The sequence below is a fragment of the Clostridia bacterium genome (assembly GCA_012840125.1).
Lineage (GTDB): Bacteria > Bacillota > DULZ01 > DULZ01 > DULZ01 > DULZ01.
This window is the reverse complement of record DULZ01000052.1, coordinates 1-17,365: the sequence shown is the minus strand read 5'-3', so window position 1 is coordinate 17,365 and position 17,365 is coordinate 1. Positions and strand designations below refer to the sequence as shown.

Here is a 17,365-nt window from a genome sequence, read left to right as displayed (position 1 = left end):
ATTTAGCGAAGAATCCCTCTAATTTGTGGTTGGGAGGGGTGGATGACACTATGGGCATACGACGCGGGTTAACATGGAAATTCGTGAGCATGGCGGTTCTGGTTTTAGCCGTCACCATCGGTCTCGGCATGAGTTTAATCGTCTTGCAGCAGCGGCACTTTCCCTACGAACAGAAACTGCAGGAAATGCGGGCCATCGTCGGGCAGATGAATTCCCAGTTAAGCTATTTTAACAGCATTCAGGGCGATTTAAGCCAGGCGGGTCTGAACCGTCCCATCAAGGAAACCGTGCCCATGGTTGCCACCTTATACATAGCCGACGTTTACCGCAACAGCGTGGACAGTGATGTGATCATCCGGACGGTTTCCGATAAACCCAGGAATCAAAATAATCAGGCAGACGAGTGGGAACTGCAGCAAATGGAACGTTTCCGTTCCGATCCATCCTTAACGGAGTATTACGAGATTACGGAGTATGACGGGGTGAAAAGCCTGCGCTTCGTGGTGCCGGTGAAGATTGAAGACCACTGCTTAACCTGTCACGGTTTTCCCATCGGCAGCCCCGATCCCTTCGGCTACGCCAAGGAAGGCTATCAAGTCGGTGACATCAGGGCCTTGTACAGCTTTGCCGCACCGGCTGCACCCCTGGCATCCATGACCAATAACATGCTGGCCAAGGTTTACGGGCTGGGCGCCGTCATTATCTTACTGCTCGCCCTGTCCATCTGGCAGCTCATTAAGCGGTTTGTCAGCCAGCCTTTGGGCGAAATGGCCGCAAGCCTGGATGAGCTGAACAAGGGCGAAGGAGATTTAACCAAAAGGCTGGCCATCAAGAGCCGGGACGAAGTGGGAGACCTGGCGGAGCGGTTTAACAATTTCTTAGGCAAGCTGTCGGAAATGATCAAGCACATCGACGATACGGCGGAAGACGTGGCCAACATCTCGGACCAGGTGGCCGATGCCTCCACCCAAACCGGCCAGGCTACGGAACAGGTAGCGTATGCCATTGAAAACTTGGCCCAGAGCGCCACCCAACAAGCCGACAGCATCACCACCAGCAGCCAGGAATTGGAGGGACTGGCCCAGAGCTCTGCCAGCGTGGCGAAGAGCTCCGACCGGGCGGCTAAGCTTTCCAAGCGAGCCAATGAAATTGCCCTCAGCGGCCAGGAAGCCCTGGAGCAAGCCAATGCCAAGATGCAAAACATGCAAAACACCGTGGAACACTCCGCCCAGATCATCAACCTGCTGGGAGAACGCTCCACCCAAATCGGCCAGATTGCCAGCTTAATCCAGAGTATCGCCGACCAGACCAACCTGCTGGCCCTCAATGCCGCCATCGAAGCCGCCAGGGCCGGCGAAGCCGGTAAAGGTTTTGCCGTGGTGGCGGATGAAGTACGCAAGCTGGCGGAGGAATCCAACCAGGCCACCGTCAGCATTGCCGAGATGATTAAGGAAATCCAACTGGATACGAAAAAAGCGGTGGAAGGCATGATTAAATCCACCGAAGAAGTCAACGAGGCCATGGAAGTGGTGGAAAAGGCCCACCGGTTGTTACAAAACATCGTCAAAGCCGCCCAATCGGCCAACCGGGAAGTGCACATCATCAGTGAAGAGGCAGAGCGGCTCGCTGCCAGCAGCCACCAGATTGCCGAAACCATGAACAATATCAGCAAGCATGCCCAGAGCATCAGCTTCACCGCTCAGGACATCAGCGCCAGTGCGGAAGAGCAAGCTGCCGCTGTGGAGCAAATCAGCGCCAGCACCCATAACCTGGCGGCCGCGGCTGCGGAGCTGAAAGACCTGGTGAAGAGATTCAAGCATTAAAAGAAAAGGCTTCACTCCTGGAGTGAGGCCTTTTTCACTTACCCGGACATACATAAATTGATTTTTTCGCAATAACTTACTATACAAGAACGAAATCCTGCCGCTATAATAATAAATACCACACTATAGATGGGCGTGATAGACAATGGTTCCGACGAGTATTTCTTATGAAGAAATACTTTTCAGGCTGGCCTTGGCCACCGTCCTCGGCGGCATTATCGGCTACGAACGGGAAAGCAGCCACCATTCCGCAGGCCTGCGCACCCACATGCTGGTCTCCGTCAGTTCCGCTCTCATCGGTGTGGGCTCTTTAGTGTTGTTCCACCAGTACCATACCGTAACCAACATGGACCCCCTGCGGGTGGGAGCCCAAGTAATCTCCGGCATCGGCTTCCTGGGAGCCGGCACCATCCTGAAACACGGGTCCAGCATTAAAGGTCTCACCACCGCTGCCAGCCTGTGGGGTATGGCCGCCGTGGGCTTGTTCACCGGATTGGGGGCCATTATCCCTTGCCTCATGGCCACCGCCATCATTTTCATCGCCTTGACCTTGTCCAGGTATTCAGATTACCTTGCCAGGAAGAAAGGCTTGTTATCCATCGAAATCTATGCCCGGGACAAAATCGGGCAGGTCGGGGAAATAGGCTCTATTTTATCCGGCTTTCAGGCTAATATCAAAAGCATTAACATGGAACATCACGGCGATGAGGAAGTAGTTTACCTGCTCCTGGTCTCCATGGCTCAGGCCAAAAACATGGAACGGCTGGGACAGCTAATCACGTCATTACAGCAAATCCCCGGCGTATACAAGATCAATGTGGAATAAAACGGCCGCGTTTGGCGCCGCAGGTTTCCATTGTTTACTTACCTGCTGCTGCCGAAGAAGAACACCGCCAAGGTGCCCGGCCCGGCGTGGGAACCGATCACCGGGCCGATATAACCGGTGAAAACGTCTTTCACCGGGTGATCCGCCCGGATCATCTCCTTCAACGTTTCCGCATCTTCCGGCGCATCCCCGTGGCTGATAAAAACCACTTGCTCCGCCGGGTTAATGATCCGCGCATCCAACTGCTCTTTAAGGTATTTCAGGGCCTTGGCCCTGCCCCGCACCTTAGCTTGCGGAATGAGCTTCCCTTCATCGTTGACATGCAGCACCGGCTTTACATTCAGCATGGTCCCCATGAGGGCCGCCGCCCCGGAAAGGCGCCCGCCTCTTTTCAAATGGTTCAAATCCTCTACCGTAAACCAGTGATTTACTTTCAGCTTGTGATCCTCTACCCACTGGACGATTTCCTGATAGCCCTTTCCCCGGGCTCTCAGCTCCACGGCATGATACACCAGCATGCCCAGGCCGAGGGAAGCGGAACGGGAATCAATAACGGCTATTTTCGCCTCCGGGTATTCCTCCAGCACCAGTTGCCGGGCCGTGGCGGCACTGGTGAAGGTGCCGCTCAGAGCCGAGGAGAAGCCGATGTAGATCAGTTCCTCACCCCGCTCCGCGTAGGGCCGGAATGCTTCCACAAAGGTATGGACATTGACTTGGGACGTAGTAGGCATCGCCCCCTGGCGCAGGGTCCGGTAAAAAGCTTGATGAGAAAGGCTTTGACCGAAATCATCCAGGTAGTCCTTGCCGTCAAAATGGTAAGTTAAATGAATTACAGCCAGGCCGTGTTCCTGCACATACTCGAAGGGCAGGTCGCTGCAGGAATCCGTCATAATTACCGGTTTCATCTTTCCAACCCCTTAAAGTCTTACTCTCCTTATTTTAACATCAGATACAAGAAAAGCCTATAGCCTGTATACCAATCCTTCGCTGCCGTCGATGGATACTTGCTCCCCGTCCCGTAAAAGCCGGGTTGCGCCCTTAATCCCCAGGACCGCCGGAATACCGTACTCCCTGGCGATGATCGCCGCGTGGGACAACGGGCTACCGTGCTCCACGATGAGCCCGGCCAGCATAGGAAAGACCGGCGTCCATGCAGGGTTGGTGGAGGCCGCTACCAGGATGTCCCCCGGCTGCAGCCGGTCCAATTCCTCAGGCTGCCTGATCACCCGGCAAGGTCCGGTGGCCTGTCCCCGGCTGGCCCCCATTCCTTTTAGCACCTCCGAGCTCGCCGGCACCTCCGCCCCGGCAGCCTGGCTCCATCTCTTCTTCCTGGCCTCGTATTCCAGCTTGCGCCGGCGGATCTTTTCCTCCAGGGCCCTCCGGCTGACTTCTCTTAAGCTGTACAACTCCTGTACCAGATCCCTGACTTCCCAGTAGGTGAGATACATGATGTCCTGGGCTTCTTGCAAGTAACCTTTGGCCGTTAACTGCCGGCCGATGGCTAAAAACAGGGTGCGGAAGACCAGCATCGCCTGGGTCAAATAAACATGGCTGTCTTCCCGGAAAGCCGTGTAGCGCCGGCTGTAATCCACCATCCGGTCAAATATCCTTCTCAATGGTAAAATCCGCCCCCAGCCGGAGGACGCCAGTTTATCCAGTTTGGCCTCGGCTTCTTGCCGGCGGGTCATCTGGGCATCTTCCGGCTGGGAGGCCGCCGGCCCTTGCCGTACCAGACTCTTGATCATGGCCCAGACCACTTCCGGCCGGTCCCGCCAGGTAGCGGCGGCAATGCCGCCCAAGCCCTGGCTCACTTCACGATGCCCGTACTCATCCATGAGGGTACCGAAAAGGGACAAAACCGGCTCCGCGTTAGGCAGCCGCCCAATCCCCGCTGCGATTTCTTCCGGTGCATGAGCCAGCACGAATTCCAACAGCGCCGGTTGTTCCCTGACGGCCGCGGCAATTTGGTGCAGCAGCCCGTTGATGGCCAGGGTGGCTTGCGGTTGGCCAACCACGATATCCTCAAAAATCTCTTGACCGGCTCGCCCGTAAAGCCAGCGCAGCAACCGCCCGAGCCACCGGTAGACAAAGCCGTATTGGATATAAAGGAGATAACGAAAAGTATTAGCCCGCTGGAAATCTCTTAAACCGTCCTCCAGGTACTGCAGGACGATTTCCATGGGAAAGCTCTTCAGCATGTCCTGTTGCATCAGTTGGACATATTTATCGAAAGCCGCTTCATTATACTGCCAGTCCTGCATCAAGTCCCCGGCCAGCATTTTGCCTAAGCTGAAAACCCGCTTTAGCCCGGGCTTAATAGCCGGGGGTACAAAATGTTCCGGGAAAATCCCTTGCTCCGTCTTGCGCCAGTCCACGCCGGGCACGTGAAAGCCCAGTTCCAAGTAGGCATTAAATAAGCTCAAGTAATATATTTTGGCCACCACCGCATCCAGGGGCAGGACGGGCTCCGGAAACCTTTCCTGGATATTGACCAGTATCTCCCTCTGTATAGGCGTCATCCCTTCGCTCCGCGGCAGTTGGAACTCTTCCTCCCCCAGGGTGGTGATGGGCCTGGTTTGGAGGATATAGAGCTCATCATTGTAAAAAGCCCACTCGATGTCCTGGTAATCCTCCAGCAAGTACTCCAGCTTCTTGCCCTCGTGGGCCAGCTGCCGCAGGGCAAAATCCGTCAACAACGGGTAATCCCCATGAAAGCGGCGGGAGGAGACAAAATTCTTTTCTTTGTCAAAGATATAAACTTCCCCGGCCGCCCGGCCTTGAACCAGCTGTTCCGCCAGTCCCGGCACCGCTTCGATATAAATCTCCCGGCGGGACTGGGTAACCGGGTTGGCGGTGAACATCACCCCGGATACCCGGGCCGGTACCATTTTCTGGATGATGACCGCCATCCCCACCTGGTCATGGGCCAGTCTTTTCCGGAGCCGGTAATGCATCACCCGCGGCGACCAGAGGGAAGCCCAGCAGGCGACCACAGCTTCCCGTACCTGCTCCCAGGTTTCTAAATTCAGGTAGCTTTCCAACTGCCCCGCAAAGGACGCTCCCGGCAGGTCTTCCGCCGTTGCTGAGGAACGCACCGCCACTTTAACCCCTTTTTTCCCGCCCACCAGCTTGTCATAGCCTTGCCGCAATTCTTCCTCTACTTCCGCCGGTATCCCTATTCCCCGGATGAGGCTTTGAATCCGCCTAGCCGCTTGTTCCAGCTCCCCGGGGTCGGCTTCGGAGACTGAGTTGGCCAGCTCGATCACCTGGGCCTGCAGGCCGGCTTGGCGCAAGGCGAGGAAATAAGCGCTGGTCATGAGGCAGAAACCCGGTGCCGTTCTCGATTTCCTGGCCACCACCCCCAAGTTGGAGGCTTTGCTGCCGCAAAGGGCCTGGTGGCGGGGCATAATATCCGCCAGCTCAATGATGAAACTAGGCATTGTTTCCTCCCAGAAATAAAAATGACTATGGACATATTTCCATAGTCATTTTATAGCATTACTGCAAGGTATTCAATGTATTAGCAAACGGCCTGTTTATCGCTCTTCCGTTCCCGCCACAGGCGGTCTGCCGTCACGGCCCAGCGGGCGGCCGCTGCCCGGCACTTGTTGGTCAGTTCCACCACGTCCTCCCGGTCCACCTGAGTGGACTGAGCTCCCGAAGCCAGTACCATTTCCAGCAAAGCGTCCGGGTTATCCAGGCAAGGACACGGTCTCAAGTGGTTGGTATTGAAAGGCTGCCTGGCCCGGTACTCCCGGAACAAGGGGGACTGCAGGGCCTCCAGCAAGGTGCTTTCCCTGATGTTGGCATTAGCATAGTGAATGAATGCACATGGTTCCACATAACCCTGGGAATTGATATGCAGGTATGACCGTCCCCCCGCTACGCAGCCCCCGACAAATTCCCCGTCGTTCCAGAAGTCCAGAATAAAGCAAGGTTTTTCGCCTCTCATTTGCCGCACCCGGCGGTACATGTACTCCCGCTGCTCCGGCGTTACCATCAGGTCCACCACGGCATCTTTGCCGATGGGCATGTAAGTGAAATACCAGCCGAAGAGGCAGCCCCGGTCTATGAGAAAGTCTACGAACCGGTCGGAGCTAACGGCGTCTACATTATATTTATGGTAACAAGTAGAGAAACCGAAGCCTACCCCAGCCTCCCGCAGGTTTTCCATGGCCTGGAGCACCCGCCGGTAAGTGCCCTTACCCCGGCGCAGGTCCGTTTCTTTTTCAAAACCTTCGATACTGATGGCCAGTACAAAATTCCCCACCCGGGCCAGTTCACGGGCAAATGCTTTATCCACCAGGGTGCCGTTGGTGAAGGAGAGGAACATGCAGTCCCGGTGCTTTTCCGCCAGCCGGATGAGGTCATCCTTGCGGACTAGGGGCTCGCCGCCGGAATAAAGATACATGTATATTTCTAGTTCCTTGCCTTGCTGGATGACCTGATCCAGTTCCTCGAAGGTTAAAGAGCTGGTTTTATCATAATCTGCGGCCCAGCAGCCGGTGCATTTCAAATTACAGGCCGAGGTGGGATCCATCAAGATGGCCCAGGGAATAGAGCAATCATGCTGCTCTTTTAATTTTGCTCTTTTCGGTGTAGCCAGCACGGTGGCATTGAAGAAAAAATTGCGCACAAAAGCCTTTTGGCAATTGGGATGGACCTCCTTGAACACCCGTTCCATCAAACGGTGCCAGTTGTTTTCAGGGTCACCGGCGATCTGCCGGAAAGCATCAAGTATTTCCTTGTGTTCAGGCGTTTTCACCACTCTTTGGGCGAGATTGAGCATTTTGTTGAGATTGGCTGCCGGGTCCTTGCCGATGTAATCTACCAGTTCATTGACCACCAGATCTGCAAGGCGATCCTTGATACTACTCATGTCAGTACCCCCTTAAGCATTTATTTTGACACATGTGTCGAAATAAACTTAAAAGAATTATGCTCTTAGCCCATCTAGCATCAAATAAATCCCTTGCAGGTGGGCATCCAACTGCATCTCCCGGTTCCAGGCCTTTTCCAACAGCATGGCCTCCAGCAGCCCGAACAAAATAGACGACAAGATTTCGTGATCCCCTTTTTTGATTTCCCTGTGCTGCATCGCCTCCTTAAACAAGTCGGCAAACATCAGCCTGATTTCTCTCAACCACCGCCTAAGGGCCCGTTCCGGCTGTCCTTCCTTCATTTTCAAAAGCAGCCACAGCTCCGTAAAGATTACCAGTTCGTGATTGTTCTCGTAATCTCTAATCACCCTGGCCACCAATTCCTTGATTTTGTCCAGGTAGGACAGTTCCGGGTCCTCCAGCAGGTTCCGGTAAGCGGCGCGAAAGGCTTCTACTTGTTTTTTCACCACATGCAGGAAGATGTCTTCTTTATTCTTAAAGTAGGAGTAAAGAGTCGTACGACCGATGCCGCATCTTTCGGCCACATCCTGCAGCGTGGCCCGGTGATAGCCTCGCTCCACGAAGACCCGCAAAGCATGCATGGCAATCTCGTCTTTGTATTTTTCGTAATCCACAATCTTAGGAATGGCTGAAACCCACTTTCCTTAATATACGTTAATTACTTTTGTTTTGATCTTACCACTTTATGGGCGGTTGTTCAAGCGTAAAATAGTACAAGCTTTTTTCCCCTGAAAGCCTTGCTTGATGCTCCTGTTTCCCTTATGATAGTCCTTAAAAGTTAAATCACCTGATTATGCTTGTTGGGGGGAGTTGGCAGAATGGTAGATGTGCAAGACCATGAACGTTTGGAAAGAAAAGAAGCGGTCACCACCAGCGTGCGGAGCCTGACTTACGGCAGCTTGATGATGGCCTTGGTTTTTATCGCTACGTACAGTATTCGCATCCCCATTCCTTTTACTCAAGGATATATCCACCCGGGGGACAGCATGATTTTTATTGCCGCCCTGCTCTTCGGCTGGCGCTTTGGCGCCCTGGTGGGGGGCTTCGGGTCAGCCATGGCGGATATCCTGGGCGGGTATGCCCACTGGGCTTTTCCAACCCTGGTCATCAAAGGGATCATGGGGGCCGTCGCCGGTTGGATGGGCCACGATTTGGCCAAGAAGCATGACAGGCGCCTGGACCTTTATTTAACCGCCCTGGTTTCCCTGATCTGGGTCGCTTTCTGTGTAGGGGGGAGGATGATGTTAACCGGCGCCTTCACCACTAACGCCTCCGGCCTGTTGGCACTGATAGATGAGGCCGGTTCCGTCCAGGAACTGAGCAGCCTGGTGCAGCGGGTTAACCTGTGGCTGGCGCTGGCGGCCGCCGTCGTCCCGGCCGGTCTTGTCGCCGCCAGGTACATCTTGCAGCGGCTGCAGGCCAACACCCTTTCCTTCGCCCAGTTTCTAGGCATGGTTTTATCGGGCTTATGGATGGTGATTGGTTACTACATAGCCGCCGGTTTCCTGTATGACAGCTTCATCATCCCCGTCTTCAGCATTCCCAGCAACATCCTTCAATTCACCGGGGGGATGGTCATCGCTTTCCCGGTTCTGGCTGCCGTACAGAAAAGCGGGTCATTCTTTACCGGTCCCCCGGAGAATTAACTGGGGCATGGGATGGTACCAGCTCTTGCCTAAATGCCTGACCTCCCGCCGGCCGTCGGGGTAATCGATGTGCAGTTCCGTCTCCACCAGGCAGCCGTTGAGGCCGTCTACCAGGATTTTTTCCTCACCTAAGGGTAAGGTTGGGTCATCCCGGTAAACGGTTTGGAAGGGTACCTCTTGGAGGATCCGGTGCTCCCAGGTGACTTTCGGCGGCTCGGTTTTGCCGTAGAAACCGATATAGGCCACATTGCCGACGGTCCCGGCCCAAATGAGGATATTGTCCGGGGTAGTGTTCTTGAACTTCAAGTCTTTTATCCCGTAAGCCACCGTGGCGTCCTGGCCCGGTGAAACGTAAGTGACCGGCATGGAATGATGGTGGCGCTCCACCACCTCCAGGTTAGCCAAAACTGCCGCATTGTACAGCAAAGTAGCTATTTTGCAAACTCCCCCTCCAATCGATTCCGTCAGCCGGGTACCCACAAACATGGGGCCCACTTGATACCCTTTTTCCCGGGTATAGGGTCCCAGGGTTTGGTTCTGGGAGAAAATCTCCCCCGGTTTGACTACCGTTCCCTTCAGGGTTTCTGCCGCCAGTTTCACATTGGCCAGTTCGCCGTAAAAAGGGTTTTTCAACTCTGCTTTAAACTGGGCCATGAGGCGCGGCGTATCATAAGTCTCCAGCGCCTGCAAAAACTCCGGGTCCTCTTCCCAGGGCAGCCCGCCGGCATACTCTTTGGGCTCCCCGGGCAGGGACCGGTTTTTGTTTTCCGGCCCTTCGCCCGCACCCGGCTCTTTAAAAGGGGCGCCGGCATGAAACACAGCAACACCGAGGGCGACCAACAGCAGCAAAGTAAATACGGCGACCTTGATTTGCAGGTTTCTCACTGTACCATCATTTCCTTTCCCAGCCGGTTCAAGGCACGATAATGATCGGGGTCCCGACGGCAATGTAAGGATACAATTCCTCCACATCCCGGTTCGTTAAGGCAATACAGCCCAGGGTCCAGGTGGCCTCTTTTTCTTCCCGGTGCCCGCCGTGGATCCCTATTTCTCCTCCTAAGGGTGTCTTCTGGGGCAGCAGCTTCCCTGCGCCGGCCATTTCCATCAATTCCCGGTATTCTTCCCCGGTGATGATACCCTCAGCATAGCCCCTGGCCACGTCCTTCGCCAGGGGATAGCTGATGCCCAGCCAGCGCGACCCCAGCAAAGGGTCCGCCGGGAAGACAATGCGCTTCTCGCTGATAAAATACCGGCCTTCCGGTGTCCTTTTGTCCCCTTCCCTGAGCTTCGCTCCCGCCAGGTAATTGGGCCCCATGGCCACCCGGTAAGTCTTTAACGGTATATTGCCTTCGTACAAGGTCAAGGTTAAATCGGATTTGTCTACATAAAGCAGAGCTTGGGACAGCCTGCCCGGTAAACCTTTGCTCTTGAGGATAACCGGCAGGCTTTCCGCCGGGTAGGCCGTTTCCGGCCGCCGGTGAAGCCAAGCGGCGACATGCCCCGGGTATAACCCCCACAAGCTTAAGCCGAGCACCTGGGCAAAACACAAAATCACCAGCAGCAGTCTCTTCATGGTGCCCCCTCCCCGCCTCTCCTAAGAAAATATATGAAAGCCCTGCACCGTTATGCTGTGCGGGGCCTTTTTGTCATGATTTCCATTAAATACTAATAATTATGTATAAACACTAGGGAGGCGACTTGCCGGTCATGAATTTCGTTTTTGCTTGTCTGGTGGTCGGGGGCTTGCTGACGGCCATGGTCACCGGCCGCATTACCGAAGTCAATCAAGGGGCCCTCACCGCCGCCCGGTCGGCGGCGGATACTCTTTTGGGCTTGCTCGGCCTTTTCACCTTGTGGCTGGGCGTCGCCCGGGTGGCAGAAAAATCCGGCCTGCTCAAATCTTTCACGGGTCTTTTGGAGCCCCTGGTCCGGGGCTTGTTTCCCAGCATTCCCCGGGGCCACCCGGCTTTGGGAGCCATTCTCATGAACCTTTCCGCCAATCTTTTCGGCTTTGGCAGTGCCGCCACCCCTTTCGGTCTCAAAGCCATGGCAGAGTTGCAAAAGCTGAATCCCAACAAAACGGAAGCCAGTGAAGCTATGTGTACTTTCCTGGCTTTAAACACATCCGGAGTCACCCTCTTCCCGGCTACCATCGTGGCCCTGCGGGCTAATGCCGGCGCCGCCGACCCGGCGGACATCGTCGGCACCGCTTTGTTTGCCACCTCGGTTTCCACCTGCACCGCCCTGGTGGCGGACTGGTACTTCCGGCGCCGGGCGAAAAGGGGGCGTTAGTGATTCTTTACCAGTTTCTTGCCGGCATTTCCAACTGGATCATGCCTGTTTTTCTATTGATTGTGTTCTGCCATGCCTATGTAAAAAGGGTGAACATCTTTGACACCTTTGTCGAAGGGGCCGGGGAAGCTTTTCACCTGGTCATGCGTTTGATGCCCTATGTGGTGGGTATTTATGTAGCCGTGGGCATTTTCCGCAGTTCCGGGGCTTTGGACCTGCTGGCTTCGGTCCTGCAGCCGATCTTAACCCTGGCCGGCATTCCCCGGGAGGTGCTCCCGTTATTCGTGGTCAGGCCTTTATCCGGTCCCGCCGCCCTAGGGCTCACAGCGGACCTGATCAACCGCTACGGGCCCGACTCTTTCACCGGCCGGCTGGCGGCCACCATCGACAGCAGTACCGATACCACCATCTACATCCTGGCGGTCTATTTTGCCTCGGTGGGAATCAAAAAAGCCAGGTACTCCCTGCCGGTAGGGCTCCTGGCCGATTTGACGGGTTTCATGGCTGCCGTCTACATCTGCCACCGGGTCTTCGGCTGATTACCGGCTGACGGCCCTGACTATCTCTCCTAAAGCACTGAGGAAATAGTCAATCTCCTCCTCGGTGGTAAAATGCCCAATGCTGACTCTTAACACTCCTTCCGGGAAGGTGCCCATGGTGCGGTGGGCCACAGGAGCGCAGTGGAGGCCCGGTCTGGTCATGATCCGGTATTTTTGATCCAGCACGTAAGCCAACTCCGCATTGTCTACCTCCTGAATGTTCAGGGCCACCGTGCCTGTCTGCCGGGCTGCATCCCGCGGTCCGTAGACGACCACCCCCGGTATTTCTGCCAGGCCGGCCAGCAACCGGCGGGTTAAGGCTTCCTCTTTGGCTCTGATCCTGTCTAAACCAACCTGGGTCAGGTAATCCAAAGCCCCACCCAGGCCCACGATTCCCAGGGCATTAAGGGTGCCGCTTTCAAAGCGGTCCGGGGCGAAATCCGGCTGTTCTTCCCGGTCGGAAACGCTCCCGGTACCTCCTTCATAAAGGGGCTTCATCCTGGCCGCCGCTTCCTCCGTGAGCACAAAACCTCCGGTTCCTACCGGCCCCAGCAGGTGCTTGTGGCCGGTAAATGCCAGCACCGTAGCACCAATCCGGGTGATATCTAACGGGAAGCAGCCTGCCGTTTGGGCGGTGTCCACCACAAAGTCCAGCCCTGCTTGCCTCGCTATTCTCCCCAACTCCTCCACCGGGACCAGGGTTCCCATCACATTGGAAGCATGGGTGGCCACGATCATTTTCGTATTGGGCCGGATCATTTCCGGCACCGCGGCCAGGTCAATAAACCCTCTCGGATCGGTGGGCATGATCGAATAGCTGACATTTCTCTCTTGGGATAAGGATTTCAAGGGCCGGACCACCGCATTGTGCTCAAGCCCCGTAATCAACACATGGTCGCCGTCATTTAAAAGTCCTTTGAGAGCAAAGTTTAAAGCCACCGTAATATTCTGGGTAAAAATAACCCGGTGCGGGTCGCCCACATGAAAAAAGGCGGCCAGTTTTTCCCGCACATCCAGCACTTTACGCCCGGCCTCCAGGGCCAGCTCATATCCCGACCGGCCCGGGTTGCAGTTGTTCCGGTGAAAATACTCTTCCATGGCGCTCCAAACAGCCGCCGGTTTTTGGCGGCTGGTAGCGGCGTTATCTAAATAGGCTTCCACCAAGATCACCTCTCCTGGATCATATCAATAGTCCAACCCGGTCACAAGGCAATAGTTGATAAAACTTTGCTATCTCATAAGCAGATTTAATAAAAACAATTTATTTTACTTATTTTTGCAAAAGGCGTATTGTAAAGATAGTAACAAACTACAGAAAAGGAGGTCAAATTCAGGTGAAAAAATCTACCATGCTCCTGGCCGGCGGCGTCATCGGCATCCTGGCTGCCCTCCTGGTGAAGTTCGGCAATCCCGCCAACATGGGTTTCTGCATCGCCTGCTTCTACCGGGATATTGCCGGCGCACTGGGGCTGCACCGGGCGGAAGCCGTCCAGTACATCAGACCTGAGATTCTAGGCTTTATTCTAGGCGCTTTTTTCATTGCCTATGCCAACAAAGAATTTCGCCCTGCCGGCGGTTCCTCACCCCTCTTGCGGTTTGTCATGGGCTTCTTTGTGATGATTGGTGCGTTGGTGTTCCTGGGATGTCCCCTGCGGATGATCCTGCGCCTGGCCGGCGGCGATCTCAATGCCCTGGTAGGCCTGGCTGGTTATGTGGCCGGCATTTGGCTTGGCATCCAGTTCATCAAAAAGGGGTTTTCCCTGGGACGCAGTTACAAGCAAGCCAACGCCAACGGTTACATCATGCCCCTTATTGCCTGCGCTTTACTGGTTTTCCTGCTGGTTCAACCGGCTTTTATTAACTTCAGCGAATCCGGGCCGGGCTCCATGCACGCCCCGATCATCTTGTCTTTAATCGTGGGCCTGGTGGTGGGAGCCCTGGTGCAGAGAACCAGGATTTGTACCGTCGGGGGCTTTCGCGACGCGATGTTAATCCGGGATTTCCACCTGCTGTCGGGTTTAGCCGGCATCTTCCTGTTTGCTTTAATCGGCAACTTGATATTCAACCCCGCCGCCTTTAAAATAGGTTTTGTGGAGCAACCCATTGCCCATACCGATTTCGTTTGGAATTTCCTCGGCATGACCCTGGCGGGTCTCGGCTCTTGTTTGCTGGGCGGCTGCCCGCTGCGGCAAACCATTTTAGCCGCCGAAGGCAACACGGATTCTGCCGTCACTGTGCTGGGACTGATCACGGGTGCCGCCTTTGCCCACAATTTCGGGCTGGCGGCCAGCGCCAACGGGGTGCCGGTCAACGGCAAAATTGCGGTGATCATTGGTCTCGTAGTAGTAGTGGGCATGGCCGGCTTGATCATTGTCCAAAAGCAAAAAGTTCAGGTGACACGGAAAGAGGGTGTTGTCCTTGGCCAATAAGATTGTCGATGCCCGCGGCAGGTCCTGCCCGGAGCCGGTTGTCATGACAAAGGCTGCTTTGGAAGCCGGGAGCACTCCCTTGGAAGTGCTTGTGGACAACGAAGTAGCCAAAGAAAATGTGACCCGTTTCGCCCAGAGCCGGGGTTATTCGGTAAAAGTCACGGAATTGGACGAGGAATACAAGCTGGAAATCAGTTAGAAAGCCGGTGGAACTTTATGGAGTACTGCGTGGCCACGTTTCCTTGCCTGCATGATGCCTTGGAATGCGAAAAAACCCTAAAAGAACTTGATTTCAAATTCCAGCTGATCCCCGTACCCCGGGAAATCAGCTCCTCCTGCGGCCTGGCCGTCAGGTTCGCCCCGGAGCTCCTGCAGGAGTTCAAGGAAACCGTCAGCAAATACCAGCTCAGCGTCGACGAAATCCACACCCTCAAAGAAAAACAAAACAAAAAGAGCCTGCTTAACCTGCTGAACAGTTAGCCTGCGGTTAAGTAGGCTCTCTTATTAACCAGCGACTGCACTAGAGCCAGGATCTTGGCGTTGGCCTCGTTGTTTCTCGCTGCCGCCAACCGGCTCTGGGGCATGAAAGCATCAGCCCAACCCACGGGGTACTCCCCGCAAACATCCACGCCCCAGATCTCTTTTCCTTCGCCAATAGCCTTAAGCCAGGAGAGCAATTGTTGTAACGGCATGCTGCCCTGCTCCCAATCGGTGACGGCATCCTGCCGCCGGAGCACATCTTTATCGATGCTGATATAGACCCGCCGGGTAGGGATGGCTGCCACGACCCGGTCCGCCGCCGGCGGCTCCCGCTCTGTCTCCTGCTGGGAAACCACCAGGAGCTTGTCTCTCAAGTGTGACGGGATGCCATCCAATTGCTCCGGCCCGATCCCCATCACCAGCATGAATCTCAGATTCGGTAAATCCTGCAAGGCCCGTAAAGCCCAAGAGCCGCAAGACAGCAGCCCGTCCGGCGCCGGCATCATATCCAGGTGCCGGTCAAACAACACCAGGGTAAAAGGGACGTCAATTTCCTGCAGCAGCAAATAAGTGACGTAATGATAGCTGCCGCTGCCGACGAAAGTAATTCCCCTGCCCTTGCGCTGTCCCAGCCGCCGGCGGATAATCCCCAGTACCCCGGCGTCACAGTAGCCCTTGGTCCCCGTCAAATCGGAAAAATCCACCCACTCGTAGGTAATCTTGCGGTAAAAGGATTGCCGTTCATAGACCCGGTCGAAATTCAGAATAGCAACTTGACCCGTCATCCGTGCAACTCCCCCCGCTCGTGTGTTACTCACAGCCGTGGTCAGGAAGTAGGTCATGGATTCTGATAAAAAAATACTGTTCACAAGAGACAATGAACAGTACTTTTTCACAGGCGCATCAATCCTCGAATCTTGGCGCGGAAAATGCGTCTTCTATTCTAGCATTATTTTCCCATTTTTCCCAAGTTTTCATAATCAGACTCTTCGTGCTCAGCAGGTGAGCCACATTCACGTTGACAGCCTCTTGAGAGCCCTCCTTTAACTTGGCGAAAATCAAGGCATGCTCCTCACTGGCCGATGCAAAGCGGCGGCGGTCCTGCAAAGTGGCCAAGGCAATGCTGCTAATCTTATCGCTGATGGATTCATAGACCTCTCTCAACACCTTATTATTACAGAATTCGACGATGAGGCGATGAAAACCTTTGTCCAGCTTCCAATAATCCATGGCGTCTTTGCCATGGACCACCATGTACTTTTGTTCTGCTAAGGTTTTCTCCAAACTCTTCATGAGTTCCCCGTACACAGGAGAGCCGTACTGGGCCAGCAATTTCTTGATGCAAAAAGATTCAATGGCTTCCCTGACTTCAAAAACTTCCTCGATGACGGCGGGCGAGATGGTTTTAATGGTGAATCCCTTGTAAGGGAACACATCGATCAAGCCTTCATGCTGCAGCTGCTGTACCGCTTCTCGCACCGGTGTCCTACTGACCCCCAGCCGTGAAGCCACCCACTGTACCGAATAAAAACTCCCAAACTGGAGTTCCCCTCTGATAATTGCTTCTTTGAGGTAATCATAGACCTGGTCCTTCAGGCTTGGCGGGACGACGATTCTTGGCTCCATCTTAGTCCTCCTTCGTATTGAACCAACAATATTTTACAGTCACTGCAAAGTCTTGACAATGTTTAAAGAAAATTTTCACATACCGACTAGTCTAACAATTTTAAAATCTATCTTGTCATGTAACATGTTACATGTTATACTCAATCTAGAATTTAACATATTATTGGCAATTAATAAAGGGGGAATGTTGTGAGAAATCAATAAAAAAATTGATTTATCTTTCAACTGCCGATAAGGAAAATGAACAATGGAGGTCAGGCAAAAAATGGAACGGAAAAAGATCACTATCCATACGCTGAAAGAGATGCAGGCCCGGAAAGAACCCATCGTCATGCTCACGTGCTATGATTACCCCATGGCTCTGCTCGAAGAAAAGGCCGGCGTGGAAATTATTCTGGTCGGTGATTCTTTGGGCATGACGGTTTACGGGATGGACAGCACGCTGCCGGTGACGATGGACATGATGATCAATCATGCCAAGGCCGTCCGTAAAGGTGCCCCTACCGCTTACCTGGTCGGCGACATGCCTTACATGAGCTATCAAGTGTCCAAAGAAGAAGCCGTTCGCAACGCAGGACGTTTCATGGCCGAAGCCGGCTGTGACTGCATCAAGCTGGAAGGCGGCCAGGAAATGGCAGACACCATTCAGGCCATCGTACGCGCCAGCATTCCGGTGATGGGTCATATCGGTCTTACGCCCCAATCCCTCGCCCAGTTGGGAGGTTTTAAAGCCCAAGGCCGTACTGCCGAAGCTGCTCTCAAACTCGTGGAAGACGCCAAAGCCATCGAACAAGCCGGCGCAT

The 17,365-nt window shown here is 54.5% G+C and carries 18 protein-coding genes; 9 read left to right on the top strand and 9 right to left on the bottom strand.

Features of this window, described 5'->3' with window-relative positions:
• Positions 1 to 50: 50 nt before the first annotated feature.
• Both GXX34_06530 and GXX34_06525 read left to right on the top strand, forming a co-directional pair.
• Positions 51 to 1,823, top strand: a complete 1,773-nt coding sequence (locus GXX34_06530; GenBank protein HHW07168.1) for a methyl-accepting chemotaxis protein — start codon at positions 51 to 53, stop codon at positions 1,821 to 1,823.
• Positions 1,824 to 1,968: 145 nt separating this feature from the next.
• Entirely contained in the window at positions 1,969 to 2,649 is a 681-nt protein-coding gene (locus GXX34_06525; protein HHW07167.1) for an MgtC/SapB family protein, read from the top strand.
• Between the two features lie 38 nt (positions 2,650 to 2,687).
• Here GXX34_06525 and GXX34_06520 read toward each other — a convergent pair whose 3' ends face one another.
• From GXX34_06520 to GXX34_06505, 4 genes are all read right to left on the bottom strand, one after another.
• Entirely contained in the window at positions 2,688 to 3,554 is an 867-nt protein-coding gene (locus GXX34_06520) for a DegV family protein (protein HHW07166.1), read from the bottom strand.
• Between the two features lie 57 nt (positions 3,555 to 3,611).
• Positions 3,612 to 6,089 (bottom strand): hypothetical protein, encoded by a 2,478-nt coding sequence (locus GXX34_06515; GenBank protein HHW07165.1) that lies wholly within the window; start codon positions 6,087 to 6,089, stop codon positions 3,612 to 3,614.
• Between the two features lie 80 nt (positions 6,090 to 6,169).
• Positions 6,170 to 7,528 (bottom strand): radical SAM protein, encoded by a 1,359-nt coding sequence (locus GXX34_06510; GenBank protein HHW07164.1) that lies wholly within the window; start codon positions 7,526 to 7,528, stop codon positions 6,170 to 6,172.
• 57 nt (positions 7,529 to 7,585) lie between these two features.
• Positions 7,586 to 8,164 (bottom strand): TetR/AcrR family transcriptional regulator, encoded by a 579-nt coding sequence (locus tag GXX34_06505; GenBank protein HHW07163.1) that lies wholly within the window; start codon positions 8,162 to 8,164, stop codon positions 7,586 to 7,588.
• 204 nt (positions 8,165 to 8,368) lie between these two features.
• Here GXX34_06505 and GXX34_06500 point away from each other — a divergent pair, with 204 nt between their 5' ends.
• Positions 8,369 to 9,196 carry an ECF transporter S component gene (locus GXX34_06500; GenBank protein ID HHW07162.1) on the top strand — a complete coding sequence of 276 codons (828 nt, stop codon included), beginning with the start codon at positions 8,369 to 8,371 and terminating at the stop codon, positions 9,194 to 9,196.
• Here the strand turns inward: GXX34_06500 and GXX34_06495 are convergent.
• Positions 9,167 to 10,081 carry a hypothetical protein gene (locus tag GXX34_06495; protein HHW07161.1) on the bottom strand — a complete coding sequence of 305 codons (915 nt, stop codon included), beginning with the start codon at positions 10,079 to 10,081 and terminating at the stop codon, positions 9,167 to 9,169. The genes GXX34_06500 and GXX34_06495 overlap by 30 nt on opposite strands.
• A 28-nt stretch (positions 10,082 to 10,109) precedes the next feature.
• Complete coding sequence (locus GXX34_06490; protein ID HHW07160.1) at positions 10,110 to 10,769, bottom strand: L,D-transpeptidase; 660 nt, start codon at positions 10,767 to 10,769, stop codon at positions 10,110 to 10,112.
• 134 nt (positions 10,770 to 10,903) lie between these two features.
• On the opposite strand from GXX34_06490, the gene GXX34_06485 reads away from it, so the two are divergent.
• Positions 10,904 to 11,488, top strand: coding sequence for a spore maturation protein (locus GXX34_06485; GenBank protein HHW07159.1), 585 nt, complete (start codon positions 10,904 to 10,906; stop codon positions 11,486 to 11,488).
• 41 nt (positions 11,489 to 11,529) lie between these two features.
• Complete coding sequence (locus tag GXX34_06480; protein ID HHW07158.1) at positions 11,530 to 12,027, top strand: spore maturation protein; 498 nt, start codon at positions 11,530 to 11,532, stop codon at positions 12,025 to 12,027.
• Here the strand turns inward: GXX34_06480 and GXX34_06475 are convergent, their stop codons facing one another.
• Positions 12,028 to 13,191 (bottom strand): aminotransferase class V-fold PLP-dependent enzyme, encoded by a 1,164-nt coding sequence (locus tag GXX34_06475; protein HHW07157.1) that lies wholly within the window; start codon positions 13,189 to 13,191, stop codon positions 12,028 to 12,030.
• Positions 13,192 to 13,376: 185 nt separating this feature from the next.
• On the opposite strand from GXX34_06475, the gene GXX34_06470 reads away from it, so the two are divergent.
• From GXX34_06470 to GXX34_06460, 3 genes are read left to right on the top strand one after another with little or no spacing between them, the layout of a single operon-like run.
• Complete coding sequence (locus GXX34_06470) at positions 13,377 to 14,456, top strand: YedE-related selenium metabolism membrane protein (protein ID HHW07156.1); 1,080 nt, start codon at positions 13,377 to 13,379, stop codon at positions 14,454 to 14,456.
• Positions 14,446 to 14,655 (top strand): preprotein translocase subunit TatB, encoded by a 210-nt coding sequence (locus GXX34_06465; protein ID HHW07155.1) that lies wholly within the window; start codon positions 14,446 to 14,448, stop codon positions 14,653 to 14,655. Before GXX34_06470 ends, GXX34_06465 begins: the two co-directional genes overlap by 11 nt.
• A 17-nt stretch (positions 14,656 to 14,672) precedes the next feature.
• Complete coding sequence (locus tag GXX34_06460; protein ID HHW07154.1) at positions 14,673 to 14,936, top strand: DUF3343 domain-containing protein; 264 nt, start codon at positions 14,673 to 14,675, stop codon at positions 14,934 to 14,936.
• Here the strand turns inward: GXX34_06460 and GXX34_06455 are convergent.
• The gene (locus GXX34_06455) at positions 14,933 to 15,721 is read right to left on the bottom strand and encodes a hypothetical protein (GenBank protein ID HHW07153.1); all 789 of its coding nucleotides are present in this window, start codon (positions 15,719 to 15,721) and stop codon (positions 14,933 to 14,935) included. The genes GXX34_06460 and GXX34_06455 overlap by 4 nt on opposite strands.
• Positions 15,722 to 15,839: 118 nt before the next feature.
• Positions 15,840 to 16,562, bottom strand: a complete 723-nt coding sequence (locus tag GXX34_06450; GenBank protein HHW07152.1) for a GntR family transcriptional regulator — start codon at positions 16,560 to 16,562, stop codon at positions 15,840 to 15,842.
• A 265-nt stretch (positions 16,563 to 16,827) separates the two neighbouring features.
• Here GXX34_06450 and panB point away from each other — a divergent pair.
• A partial coding sequence (panB, locus tag GXX34_06445; GenBank protein HHW07151.1) for a 3-methyl-2-oxobutanoate hydroxymethyltransferase occupies positions 16,828 to 17,365 on the top strand: 538 nt, incomplete at its 3' end.

Bases quoted from the DNA above. Each gene is read 5' to 3' on its own strand.
- GXX34_06530 (HHW07168.1), top strand. From the start codon at position 51: ATGGGCATACGACGCGGGTTAACATGGAAATTCGTGAGCATGGCGGTT.
- GXX34_06525 (HHW07167.1), top strand. From the start codon at position 1,969: ATGGTTCCGACGAGTATTTCTTATGAAGAAATACTTTTCAGGCTGGCC.
- GXX34_06520 (HHW07166.1), bottom strand. From the start codon at position 3,554: ATGAAACCGGTAATTATGACGGATTCCTGCAGCGACCTGCCCTTCGAG.
- GXX34_06515 (HHW07165.1), bottom strand. From the start codon at position 6,089: ATGCCTAGTTTCATCATTGAGCTGGCGGATATTATGCCCCGCCACCAG.
- GXX34_06510 (HHW07164.1), bottom strand. From the start codon at position 7,528: ATGAGTAGTATCAAGGATCGCCTTGCAGATCTGGTGGTCAATGAACTG.
- GXX34_06500 (HHW07162.1), top strand. From the start codon at position 8,369: ATGGTAGATGTGCAAGACCATGAACGTTTGGAAAGAAAAGAAGCGGTC.
- GXX34_06490 (HHW07160.1), bottom strand. From the start codon at position 10,769: ATGAAGAGACTGCTGCTGGTGATTTTGTGTTTTGCCCAGGTGCTCGGC.
- GXX34_06485 (HHW07159.1), top strand. From the start codon at position 10,904: ATGAATTTCGTTTTTGCTTGTCTGGTGGTCGGGGGCTTGCTGACGGCC.
- GXX34_06480 (HHW07158.1), top strand. From the start codon at position 11,530: ATGCCTGTTTTTCTATTGATTGTGTTCTGCCATGCCTATGTAAAAAGG.
- GXX34_06470 (HHW07156.1), top strand. From the start codon at position 13,377: ATGCTCCTGGCCGGCGGCGTCATCGGCATCCTGGCTGCCCTCCTGGTG.
- GXX34_06460 (HHW07154.1), top strand. From the start codon at position 14,673: ATGGAGTACTGCGTGGCCACGTTTCCTTGCCTGCATGATGCCTTGGAA.
- GXX34_06455 (HHW07153.1), bottom strand. From the start codon at position 15,721: ATGACGGGTCAAGTTGCTATTCTGAATTTCGACCGGGTCTATGAACGG.
- GXX34_06450 (HHW07152.1), bottom strand. From the start codon at position 16,562: ATGGAGCCAAGAATCGTCGTCCCGCCAAGCCTGAAGGACCAGGTCTAT.